The following is an 11,729-nucleotide window of genomic DNA, read 5'->3' on the forward strand; positions in this document are numbered from 1 at the left end:
CGGCGCATCGACGCTCGATGACGCTCGATCGGCCGACCGCCGGGCTCAACGCTACTTCGAGCGGCGAGCGGTCGCTCGTCCAGCTGGGCTCTGCCGACGCGCAGCGCGCGAGGCGCCGGCGCACCCTGGGCGCCTTTGGGCACCTTGGCGCCCTTTGGATCGAACTCCGTGGAACGGGCGCTCGATGTATCCCGTCCGGTCCCTCACGGCGCACGCTTGCTCGCGCTGCTCCGCGCAGCGCGCTGCTCCGCGCTTCCGGGCGAGCGCGCAGGCTGCTCGACCTCGATCATTCCAGCGAGCGAAGGTGATAGAATGAAGCTGCGCATGTCCGGGGTGGGCCGCTGCCCCGCGCCGGTGCGCGCAGCGGGGAGCTTCGATGAACGCACCTGTGGTCGCAGGGGACGTGATCGCGGAGAAGTACCGGGTGGACCGGGTCCTGGGCAGGGGCGGGAAAGGGGTGGTGGTCGGCGCCAGCCACCTCGTCCAGCCCGAGCGGGTCTCGATCAAGCTCCTGGTCGGCGACTCCAGCCCTGCGCTCGTGGAGCGGTTCCTCCGGGAGGCGCGCGCGGCGGTGCGGCTCAGGGGCGAGCACGTCGCGCGGGTGCTCGACGTCGGCCAGCTCGACTCGGGCGTCCCGTACCTGGTCATGGAGCACCTCGACGGCCGCGACCTCGCCGAGCTGCTCCGCGACCGCGGCCAGCTCGAGATCTCGGAGGCCATCGATTACGTGCTGCAGGCCTGCGTGGCGATGGCCGAGGCGCACGCCGCGGGCATCGTGCACGGCAACCTCGATCCGGCGAACCTGTTCCTCACGACGACCGCCGGCGGGGCGACGCTCCTCAAGGTGCTCGACGTCGGCATCTCGTCGGAGCCGTCCTCCGCGGGCGACGGCGGCGCGGCGGCGCAGGAGGGGCTCGGCGTTTCCCTCTACCTGGCCCCGGAGCAGCTGAAGCCGTCGCGCCCTGTCGATGCGCGCGCCGACATCTGGTCGCTCGGCGCGATCCTCTACCGGCTCCTGACGGGGCAGCCGCCCTTCGCGGCGAGCTCGCCCGCCGATCTCGCGCTGCGCGTCGCGAGCGCCGAGCCGGCGCTCCCGAGCGCGCTCCGGCCCGACATTCCCCCCGCCGTCGAGCGCGTGCTCCTCGGCTGCCTCGCGAAGGAGCCGGCGCGGCGGCCCGCGAACGTGGCCGAGCTGGCGATCGCGCTCGCCCCTCACGCGCCGGTGGGCAGCCAGGATTACGCGCAGCGCGCCGCCCGCATCCTCGGCGCGACGCTGCCGCCGCGCCCCCGCGCCTCGCTCCCGACGATCGGGCTCGGGCTCAACGCGAAGCAGCGCCCCGCGCCGCGCCTGCTGCAGGGCGCCGAGCCGGGCGCGCCGGCGCTCTCGCGGACCTTCCCGCAGACGACGTCGCTCCTGGGGAGACCCACGACGCGCCTCGCGATCCTCGCGGCCCTCGCGTCGCTGCTCGCGATCCTCGGCGTGGCCGCGGCGCAGCTCAAATGAGCCTGCGCTGATCGCGCCGCCGCGACTCCGTCGAGGATCGCCGCCGGAGCTCGCCCGTGGCGCCAGCGCGGGGCGGGCAGCGAGGAGCCGGGCGGGCCGCCCCGTCGACGCCGGGCGCCCGCGCCTTCGCGCGCGCTGCACCTCGCGGCCGCGCCGAGAAAACGTGACGTCGGCCTACACCGGCTGTCGTAGTATCCGTCGCATGCCGCATTCTCTCCCACAGTCCGGGGGCGGTTCCGCTCCGCCCCGGCGCATCGGCAAGGTCGCATTCCTCGGGTATGGCCGCTTCGGCGCGGCGCTCGGGTCGCTGCTGGGCGACGCGGGGATCGCGGTGCGCGCGCTCGACCCCGGCGCCGAGATCCACGGCGCCGCGCGGGCCGGCTCGCTCCCGGAGCTCGTGGATGGCGCGGACCTGGTCCTCGTCGCCGTCCCGGTGCCGGCGATGCGCGAGGCGTTCGCCTCGCTGCGGCCGCACCTCGCGCCGGGGCAGGTCGTGGCCGACGTGGGCAGCGTGAAGACCGTGCCGGCGCGCGCCATGGCCGAGGTGCTCGGCGAAGGCCAGCCCTGGGTGGCGACGCACCCCCTCTTCGGGCCGGCGAGCCTCGCCCGCGGCGAGCGCCCGCTGCGCGTCGTCGTCTGCCCGAACCCGGCCCACCCGGACGCGGTGCGCCAGGTCGCCGCGCTGTTCGAGCGGATCGGGTGTCAGGTGCTGGAGCAGGCCCCGGAGGAGCACGACCGGGTGATGGCCTTCACGCACGCGCTCGCGTTCTTCATCGCGAAGGGCATGCTCGACGCCGGCGTGCCGGCCGGCGCGCCGTACGCGCCGCCCTCGTTCCAGGGCATCGCGCACACGATCGAGACGGTGCGCGTCGACGCCGGGCACCTGTTCGCGGCGCTGCACCGCGAGAACCCCTTCGCGGGCGAGGCGCGCCGCCGGCTCATCAACGCGCTCCTCGCCGTCGATCGCAGCCTCGACATCCCGACCGAGGACGCCGCGCCCGAGGACCTCGCCGCGCTCTCGATCCCGGATCTCGGCTCGCTCTCTCCCGAGCTCCGCGAGACGCGGGAGCTCATCGACGAGCTGGATCTGGAGCTCGTCGAGCTGCTCGCGCGCCGCTCCGAGCTCGTCCAGCGCGCCGCCCGGGCCAAGGCCACGATCGGCGCCGCCGTCCGGGATCCCCTGCGCGAAGCGCGCCTCATGGAGTCGCGCCGCCGCCGCGCCGCCGAGCTCGGCCTGGACGCCGACGGGGTCGCCGAGGTGTTCGAGGTGATCCTCCGGCACTCGCGTTCCTTGCAGGAGCGGCGCTCTTCCACTTAGCCAGTCTGCGCATCGATTTCGCCTCTCGCGGTTCAGGCGTGTTTCGCGCGGGTTTCCTTCGTGGACTCTCCCGATTCGCGATCTCCCTCACGGCCTTTCGGAGCCTCTCGGGACCTCGCGGGCGGAAACTCGGAACGGAGCGCTCCTTCCAGGGCGCCGCGAAATCCTCTTTCCTCGCCGCCGCACTTCGGTGTAGGGTCAGTGTGCGGGGATCATGGAGCAGCATCGGGAGCCCCCTTATTGTCACTGCAGGCCAGCCCTGGGTCGCGGGTAAGAGCGCGCCTCGACTACGATACGGGCTCGTCAGTGCAGTTCAGGGAGGGCTGGAATGGATCAACGGAGCGGCCATGCGCAGGAGGCCGAGCGTTCCGCGGCCGATCGCGCCGGGAGCGCGGTCCGCGCGCGCTCGATCGCCGCCGGGGGTGCCTCCCGGCGCGTGGGCGGCGGCGCCGGCAGCCGCCCGGTGGCGACGCAGCGCGGCTCCGTCCTCGGCCGCGCGGTCGCGCTGCGCCGCTCGGCCCACATCGTCTCCATGGGCCTCCTCGATCGGAACCCTGGAGCAGGCGCGGCGGGCGCCGCCCGAAAGCGGTGGACACAGAAGAGTTCCTGAGGATGCTGCGAGGCTGGCCGCGGCGCTGACGCCGGGCAGGAGGGCAAGGAGACGCGGGATGAGGGCAGAAGTAGGCAGGGTCAACATCCTCGTCGTTGACGACAGGCCTGAGCAGCTGCTCTCCCTGGAGGCTGTCCTCGCTCCGCTCGGCGAGAACGTCATCAAGGCGTCGTCCGGCAGGGAGGCGCTCCGCTGCCTCCTGCAGGAGGAGTTCGCGGTCGTCCTCCTCGACATCAACATGCCGGAGATAGACGGTTTCGAGACCGCGACGCTCATCCGCAAGCGGCGGAGCACGCTGCACACGCCGATCATCTTCCTGACGGCGCACAACGATCGCGTCTATGTCGAGCGCAGCTATTCGCTCGGGGCCGTCGATTACATCATGACCCCGTTCGCCCCCGAGGTCCTCCGCACCAAGGTGTCTGTCTTCGTCGATCTCTTCAAGAAGACACAGAAGATCAAGCTCCAGGCGGAGTCGCTGCGCGTCCACGCGGAGCAGCTCCAGCGGCTCAACCGCGCCGCGCTCACGATCAACTCGGCCCTGTCGCTCGACGCCATGGTCGCGGCGATCACGGAGGCGGCGCGCGACGTCGGCGGCGCCCATCACGCCATGACGCTCGTGAAGCTGGAGAGGCCCGGCGAGCGGGCGCGGACCGCGGTGTCGCTCTCGGAGCGGTACGCCACGTTCCAGCAGGAGCCGCCGCCCTCCATCGCCGGCAAGCTGTGCGCGTACGTGTGCGGCAGGAACCGGCCCCTCCGGATGACGCAGCTGGAGCTCTCGCAGCACCCGGAGTGGCTGGACGACGGCGGGCAGAGGCCGCCGCCGCGGGGGTACCTCGCCGTGCCGCTCACCGCGGCCGACGGCCAGAACATCGGGACCATCCAGCTCTCGGACCGGCGCGACGGCGAGTTCTCCGACGACGACGAGACGGTCCTCGTGCAGCTCGCCCAGCTCGCGTCCATCGCCATCCAGAACTGCGTGCACGCCGAGGCGCGCGAGGCGAACCGCCTGAAGGACGAGTTCCTCGCCACGCTCTCCCACGAGCTGCGCAGCCCGCTCAACGCGATCCTCGGCTGGACGCACCTCCTGCGCAGCGAGCCGTTCGACGAGCAGCGGGTGTCGCACGGCCTCGAGGTGATCGAGCGCAACGTGGCCGCGCAGACGAAGCTCATCGAGGATCTCCTCGACGTCTCCCGGGTCGCGACGGGCAAGCTGCGCATCAGCGCGGCGCCCATGGCGCTCGCGCCCGTCGTGGAGATCGCCATCGACGCGATCCGCCCGGCCGCCGAGGCGAAGGGGCTCACGATCGACGTCTCGCTCGACCCCCTCGTCGAGGTGAACGGCGACGCGGATCGGCTGCAGCAGGTCGTCTCGAACCTCACGTCCAACGCCCTCAAGTTCACGCGCCCCGGGGACCATATCCTCGTCTCGCTCCGGCGGGCCGGCGCCTACGCGGAGCTCACGGTGCGCGACTCGGGCGAGGGGATCGCGCCGGATTTCCTGCCCTTCGTCTTCGAGCGGTTCCGCCAGGCCGACAGCACGAGCCGCAGGACGCACGCGGGGCTCGGCATCGGGCTGTCGCTCGTGCGGCACATCGTCGAGGCCCACAGCGGCTCGGTCGTGGCCGAGAGCCCTGGGCTGAAGAAGGGGTCGACGTTCGTCGTCCGGCTCCCGCTCCTCGGGGTCGAGCGCAGCTCGCTGGCGGCGTCGGCGAAGGAGGGTCGCGCGCGCTCGTTCTCGCCGCCGGAGGCCGCCTCCGATCTCGGCGGGCTCCACGTCTTGCTCGTCGAGGACGACGCGGACGCCAGGGAGCTCCTCCAGGAGGTGCTCTCGCAGCACCGCGCCGAGGTGACGGCCGTGGCCTCGGCCAGCGAGGCGCTCGCCGCGTTCTGCGTGGCTCGCCCGCATGTGCTCGTGAGCGACATCGCCATGGCGGGCGAGGATGGCTACGAGCTCATCCGCACCATCCGTCAGCGCCCGCCGCACGCCGGCGGCGATTTGCCCGCGCTGGCGCTGACGGCGTATGCTCGCAAGGAGGATCAGAAGCGCGCGCTCGACGCCGGCTTCCACATGCACGCCACAAAGCCGATCGAGCCGGCCGCCCTCGTGGCCGCCGTGGCGAGCCTCGCGGCCAGAGCCCGCGCCGGCGAGCTCACCTGCCCCTGGGAGCGAGGCTCTGGCGACGAGATCAACCCGTGACGGGCGAGGGGAGCGGAGGGCGGCCGGGCGACTCCCGCACCATCGTTCGGCCGGCCGGGGACGCGCCGCGCGGTGAGCGAGCGTCGTTGGTCAGGAGCGCCGTCGCGCCCCTTGCGCTCGCACACGACACCTGATTCGAAGGCCGCGCCCGAGCGAGCTCGAGCGGGCGAGCGGGATCGATATCGAGTCTCGTCCGGTGCGCCCGCGCTCATGAGCCGGACAAGGGCCCTCGTCAGGCCGGTCCCGCAGACTCCCATCCGTGATTTCCCGGACCGCTCGACCTGAGCGGGACCCATCACGCGGCCATCCAGGAGGCGGGCAGAACGACACGACAGCTGCCGGGGCCGGCGCCTGGCGGCCTGAGCGTCCGCGGGCTCGTCCATCGACGGCGACCACCGACATGGAGCCCCGAGGCGTGACGAGCGGTAGGCCTGGGACTTGCAGTTCACTCCGCGCAACATGTCCCCCTGGGCCAGACGCGAGCCAGCCCCGACGCGGGGAGCCGGACGAAGCGCACCCGCACCGCGGCCGGGCCGCGGTCGCGCGCTGCGCGCCGGCGGTGCTCCTCCACGTCGAGCACGCGCACGCGAGCACGCATGGGCTCATGGGGCTTCACCTCTGGAGGTTTATCCGTTATAGCAGATGCCGCGTCAAGCGCAGTCGCTCTCGATACTTCACATGCGCCTCGAGCGCGCATCGGCGAATGTGCTTGACCGGCGGGGGCTCGCGGTGGGCCGCGCACATGCAACGATGATGCAGTGAGACAAAAAGCTTGCGTAATCCAGTATGGTGGCCTATCATCCACAATAACGGAATCACCATGTAGCCGACACCGAACCATTGCAGGTGAGGGCGCTCGCGCGTCTTGCGAGCGCACATTCGCGCGATTTTCGGCGTGAATCGAGTCGCCGTGGCGGTGTGGAGCGGTGATCGGCGTGTGGCTGCGCCGCGCGATTCTTTGGGGGGGAACAACCCAAGGGAGAGAACGTACATGAAAGCTTCGATGAGCATCTTTGCGAGCGCGCTGCTGCTTGGCGCGACGATGATGATTGGCGCCGGATGCGGCGATGACGAGGACACCGGCAACAGCACGACGACCACCACCACGACGACCAGCGCGGCGACGACCGGCACCGGCGGCGCCGGCGGCGAGGGCGGCGGCACCGGCGGCGAGGGTGGCGGCGAGGGCGGCGAGGGTGGCGGCACCGGCGGCGAGGGCGGCGAGGGTGGCGGCACCGGCGGCGAGGGTGGCGGCACCGGCGGCGAGGGCGGCGCTGGTGAGGGCGGCGCTGGTGAGGGCGGCGAAGGCGCCTGAGCCGAGCGCGTCCTTGATGCGTTTCCCGCTCCCGACCCGCGATGCGGAGGGAGCGGGAGCGATCCCATCGTAGCTCGAAGGGGATCACGGGAAGGCAGGGAGACGGAAGACGCTTTGCGTCCTCCCTCCTTCCCGTGATATCCGGAGCACCCTCATTTCAGGTCATGGGCCTTCCGGTGCCGGTTTATCCGGCCTGGAGGGTCTCTGCGTCTGGCGCTCGCTGCGCTGGTGGCTGCGCAGCTCTGCCGCGCTGGTTGCTGCGCAGATTTGCGTGCGCTGGCACGCGCCTTTCGCGCTGCCGCGCGCCGCTTTCGCATTGCCGCTCGCCCCCGCGCTCCCACGCATCTCGGACGGAGCCCCGGCGGGCAGCTTCCAGCTATGCATCATTTGCGGCCGCCTGAATCCAGCGTCATGGGTTCGTGCCGAGATCTCCATCGCGTCGAGCGCCGGCGATGCGTTGGCGCATCCCCGGTTCATGGTCGCCGCGTAGCGAGGGCCCATGGCGGAGTCCGCCGCGAAGGCGGAAGACCTGACACGAGGGGGCTCTTCGCGCGGCGCGGGGAGGGCCGATGTCCGAGGGCCGCTGTCTGACCCCGGTGGAGCGCGCTCCTCCCGCCTCGCCGGAGGGCGCTCTCGGACGAGTCCGGCGGGGCCCCGCGCCGCGCGACGCGATCGCCCTCTCCTCGAGCCCGGGTCGAGCCCGGCGCTTCGGCGCCGCCGTGGAGCGGCGCACCGGCGCCGCGGTGTGGGGCTACCGTGCGTCGCTGCAGCGCCTCAGCTCGCTCCAGGGGCTCTCGGCGTCGCGGTTGGAGGCGCGGAGCTCCTCCGTGAGGCGAGCGACCTCTGCAGCGAGCGCCTCGTTGCATCGCCGGAGATCGCTCGCGGCGCTCTGCACCTCGCGGTGGCGCAGCGCGTTGTTCACGGCCACCGCCGCCTGCGACGCGAGCAACCCGCAGGGCTCGAGCTGCCCGGCGCGGAACGCCCCGGCGCCCGCGTCGCTCTCCGCGTAGAGCACCCCCGTGAGGCGGCCCTGGTGCGTCATGGCGAGGCACAAGATCGACCGCGGACCGGCCTCGAGCAGGTAGGGATCCTGCGCGAACCGCTCGTCCGCCGCCGCGCTCGCCAGCACGACCGGCTGCTGCGTCTGCGCGACGTGCTGGATGACGCCCGCGGCGAGATCCGACGCGCACTCGAGCGGCATCGCAGCGTCGATCCGCACCCCCTCGGCGTCGGCGGCGAGCTCGGCCTCGACGCTCAGCGCGCCGTCGCGCGCGAGGAGCAGCACGGCGCGCCGCGCACCGGTGATGTCGCGCAGCACCCGGAGGAGCCGCTCGAAGAGCCGCTCGAGGACGAGCTCCCCGTGCAGGGCGCGCGAGGCGCGGAGGAGGGCGAGCGCATCGAGCGAAGGACGCTGCGTGCTCGCCGGCGGAGCGGCCTCCGGCGGCCGGCTCGCTTGCCCGAAGAGCGTCGTGCGCGCCACGAGGTGTGGGTACTTCCGAGACAGCTGTCGCACTTTGGCCGTCGCACCCCACCGCAGGTAGGCCTCGTGGGCGTCGGTCATGTAGACGTGGGCGATGCGCTCCCTCCCGCTCGCCAGGTGGAACTTCGCGCAGAGCTCGCTGGCGAGCGCCTCGTCGCGGACGAACCCGTTCACCTTCGCCGCCTCGATCGCCTGATCGTAGAGCTTCATCGCCGCGAGCTCCTCGCCGGCCGCGCGCGCGGACTCTGCGCGGACGAGGAGGTGCTTGTGCCGGTAGTTGTCCGGGCACCGCTCTGCCCACGCCGCGAGCCGATCCCGGTAGCTCGGCACGGAGACGGGGGTCAGCTGCCGGCCGCGCGACACCGCGGGCGAGAGCAGCGTGAGGCAGGTGTAGAAGAACACCTCGGTCGCGAGGTGATCGTCGACGCGGCCCTGCATCTTCGCCTCGGCGAGCGATCCCATGCGCAGCGCCCCCTCGTAGTCCTCGACCAGGAAGCAGACCTGCTGCCGCAGCGCGTAATGGATGAGCGCGACGGCGCTGTAGGCCGGCGCCGAGATCTTCTCCTCGTAGGCCGCGGTCGCCTCGTCGATGACGGGCTCTGGCGCGCGCGACGCGCCGACCGGCGCCGTCGTGCTCATCAGGTCGTCGAGCGCGCGGCGCACCCCCGTGAGCGCCGCCAGCGCGAGCTCATCGCGGCCGCGCTGCACCAGCGCGAGGGACTCGTCGACCTCGGCCCGCACCGCCGCGCACTCGTCGCCGAGCCCGAGGCGAACCAGGGCGGTGTGCACGCACGTCTGCGCCACGTACGAGGGATCGCCCGCCCGGAGCCCGGCCTCGTGGGCTTCCTTGAAGAGGTCGAGGCTCGAGAGCAGGTGCTTGGTGAAGACGCTGATGTGCGCCCCGAGCACGAGGCGCAGCCGGCACGAGAGCTCGTCCTGTCCGGCCCTCTCGTTCATCTCGAGCGCGAGCTCGCCGACCTCGTAGGCCTCGTCGTAGCGGCGGAGCACCCGCGCGGCCATCCACGCATAGGCCATGTAGCCGTACGGGGAAGCGCCGCCGTGGCCGTGCTCCAGCGAGAGGTTGACCTGCTTGGCCGCGATGAAGGTGCAGAGCGGCGGGCAGATCCGCGCGGCGGGCATCGTCAGCGCCATGAGGAGCCGGAGCGCCGCGCGGACCCGGGCGTCCGACGTCTCGGGCTCGTCGAGCAGGTCGCTGAGCCTGCGCGTGCCGAGCGCGGCGCGCGCCGCCGCGAGCTCGGCGTCCGCGGCCGCCTTCCGCGCCGGCCCGTCCTCGGGGAGGGGGACGCCGAGCATCGCGAGCGCCGTCTTCCCGAGCGCGAGCGCCTCCTCCAGCCGGCCTTGCGCGGCGCACACGGCGATGCGCAGCTCGTACGCCCGGGCGCGCTCCAGGTCCGAGCGCGCCTCCGCCGCGAGCACGTCGAGCAGCGACCCCGCGCGCTCGATCTGGCCGCCGAGGTACGCGCACTCGGCCGCCTCCGCGTGCAGCGAGAACGCGAGCTCGGGGTCCTCCTTGAAGCTCCCGTCCGGCAGCGCCGACAGCCCCGCCTCGAAGAAGCCGGCCGCCTCGGAGGGCGCGCCCTGCTCCTTCGCCTTGCGGCCCGCCGCCAGGCTCATCGCGGCGACCTCCGCGCGCTCGTGCGGATCGACGAGCGGCGGCGCGAGGGCGCCGAGATCCCACGGAGCGGCGTCGGGGCGCGCGTCCCGGCGCCTCAGGTACGCCTCGACATCGACCTTCGTTACCTGCGCGCCCGGATAGCGCTCGTCAGCCGATTTGCAGAGGAGCTTCATCGCCATCTCCGAGGCGATCGCGGAGGGGCGCCGGCAGCGGGGTCGGAGGTGCCGGCGTGGGTGTCCGCGCGGTGGCCCCTTCGCTCGCTGGGAGCTCCGTCGTGATCGTAGATGGATGGGGGGTCATGGAGGGGGCCATCGTCGCCCGCGACAGCGGGCTCCTCCAGCGGCGCGACGTCCGCCGGAGTCGTGCGGCAGCATTCTACCCCAAGTGGGCAGGGGTGCGCTACTGTGGCAGTTTGCCGGCGCCTCTGGGCTGCGCTCGCCACGCGCGCAGGAGCTCGGCCTCGCGCTCCGGCGAGAGCCCTGCCCGCGGCTTGGCTTGCCGCTCCGGCGGAAGAGTCTTCCACCACGACAAAGTGTCCTTGACCGTTTCCTGGACGGCGCGGAACGTGAGCCCTGCTTTGCGCGCGCGCTCGGTGCTGCGCAGGTGAAAGGCCTGGGTCTCGCCCTCTGCGGGGGCCCAGATCGGCAGGTCGACCGGCTCGCCGCCCGGCTTCTCGAGGAACTTCGCGCTCACCCAGGTGAAGCGCGCGTTCGCGCCGCCGCCGAGCGCGGCCTTGCACGTGTCGAGCAGCCCGCCCATCGTGAGCGGCTCGCCGGGCCCGGTCGCGTTGAAGATGCCAGTCGTCCGGGCCTCGACGACGGCGACGAGCCACGCGGCGAGATCGCGGACATCGATGATCTGGATCGGGTCGAGCGGCGTGCCCGGGGCGAGGACCTCTCCGCCCCGCTCGACGCGAACGGGCCAGTACGTGAACCGGTCGGTCGGGTCTTCGGGCCCGACGATGAACCCGGGGCGGACCCTCGTGACCCGGCCGGGCATCGCCGCCTCGGCGGCCTGCTCGCAGAGCGCCTTGAGAGGGCCGTAGTTCTCGAAGTCCTTGCCCATCGTCTCGACGGTGGGGTCCGCCATCGTCGCGACCGGGGCCGCCTCGTCGGCCCCCGGGGTCGTGTGGGTCGCGTAGGCGGAGAGGCTCGAGATGAACACGTATTGCTGCACGTTCGGGGCGAGCAGCTCCGCGGACGCCTTGACGATCCGCGGCACGTACCCCGAGTTGTCGATGACGGCGTCCCACGCGCGGCCGGCGAGGGCCTTGAGCCCATCACCCTTGTTCGGATCCCGGTCGCCGTGCAGCTTCTCGATATCGGGGAAGAGGTGCGGCCGCGTCTTGCCGCGGTTGAAGAGGGTGACGGTATAGCCGCGCGCCTTCGCCGCCTCGACCACGGCGGGCCCGAGGAAGCCTGTTCCACCGAGGACGAGGAGCGTCTTCTTTCCGGAGCTCCCGGAGGACGCGGTCGGCTGCGGCGACGCCGGCGGGGCAGGCGCGGGCGCCTGGCCGCCGCCCGGAACGGGCCCGGCGCCGGCCGCCGCGGCCGGGCTGGGCCTCGGCGCGGAGGAGCAGCCGAACGCAGCCATCGAGCCCGCCGCAGCGGTGAGCGAGAGGAAGTGGCGGCGTGAAGAGGGCATGGAGCGGTTCTATCCGATCGCG

General features: G+C 72.7%; 6 protein-coding genes. 4 read left to right on the forward strand and 2 right to left on the reverse strand.

Annotated features, from left to right (window positions below; genetic code table 11):
- The first annotated feature begins 376 nt into the window (after positions 1-376).
- The 4 genes from WMF33_RS08700 (at position 377) to WMF33_RS08715 (ending at position 6,947) form a co-directional block, all read left to right on the forward strand.
- On the forward strand, positions 377-1,504 hold the full coding sequence (locus tag WMF33_RS08700) for a serine/threonine-protein kinase (protein WP_437336706.1): 1,128 nt from the start codon (positions 377-379) through the stop codon (positions 1,502-1,504).
- A 202-nt stretch (positions 1,505-1,706) separates the two neighbouring features.
- On the forward strand, positions 1,707-2,822 hold the full coding sequence (locus tag WMF33_RS08705) for a prephenate dehydrogenase/arogenate dehydrogenase family protein (RefSeq protein ID WP_437336707.1): 1,116 nt from the start codon (positions 1,707-1,709) through the stop codon (positions 2,820-2,822).
- Positions 2,823-3,490: 668 nt separating this feature from the next.
- Positions 3,491-5,632: a response regulator gene (locus WMF33_RS08710; protein WP_437336708.1), complete on the forward strand. Its 2,142-nt coding sequence runs from the start codon at positions 3,491-3,493 to the stop codon at positions 5,630-5,632.
- A gap of 991 nt (positions 5,633-6,623) precedes the next feature.
- Positions 6,624-6,947 (forward strand): hypothetical protein, encoded by a 324-nt coding sequence (locus WMF33_RS08715; RefSeq protein WP_437336709.1) that lies wholly within the window; start codon positions 6,624-6,626, stop codon positions 6,945-6,947.
- A 751-nt stretch (positions 6,948-7,698) separates the two neighbouring features.
- On the opposite strand, the gene WMF33_RS08720 is transcribed toward WMF33_RS08715, so the two are convergent.
- The gene (locus tag WMF33_RS08720) at positions 7,699-10,236 is read right to left on the reverse strand and encodes a GAF domain-containing protein (protein ID WP_437336710.1); all 2,538 of its coding nucleotides are present in this window, start codon (positions 10,234-10,236) and stop codon (positions 7,699-7,701) included.
- A gap of 226 nt (positions 10,237-10,462) precedes the next feature.
- Complete coding sequence (locus WMF33_RS08725; RefSeq protein ID WP_437336711.1) at positions 10,463-11,707, reverse strand: SDR family oxidoreductase; 1,245 nt, start codon at positions 11,705-11,707, stop codon at positions 10,463-10,465.
- Positions 11,708-11,729: the final 22 nt, after the last annotated feature.

Origin of the sequence: Sorangium sp. So ce394 (assembly GCF_051474665.1) — a bacterium.
Classification (GTDB): domain Bacteria; phylum Myxococcota_A; class Polyangia; order Polyangiales; family Polyangiaceae; genus Sorangium; species Sorangium cellulosum_D.

Coding starts and splice junctions, on each gene's coding strand:
- WMF33_RS08700 (WP_437336706.1), top strand. CDS start 377: ATGAACGCACCTGTGGTCGCAGGGGACGTGATCGCGGAGAAGTACCGG.
- WMF33_RS08705 (WP_437336707.1), top strand. CDS start 1,707: ATGCCGCATTCTCTCCCACAGTCCGGGGGCGGTTCCGCTCCGCCCCGG.
- WMF33_RS08710 (WP_437336708.1), top strand. CDS start 3,491: ATGAGGGCAGAAGTAGGCAGGGTCAACATCCTCGTCGTTGACGACAGG.
- WMF33_RS08715 (WP_437336709.1), top strand. CDS start 6,624: ATGAAAGCTTCGATGAGCATCTTTGCGAGCGCGCTGCTGCTTGGCGCG.
- WMF33_RS08720 (WP_437336710.1), bottom strand. CDS start 10,236: ATGAAGCTCCTCTGCAAATCGGCTGACGAGCGCTATCCGGGCGCGCAG.
- WMF33_RS08725 (WP_437336711.1), bottom strand. CDS start 11,707: ATGCCCTCTTCACGCCGCCACTTCCTCTCGCTCACCGCTGCGGCGGGC.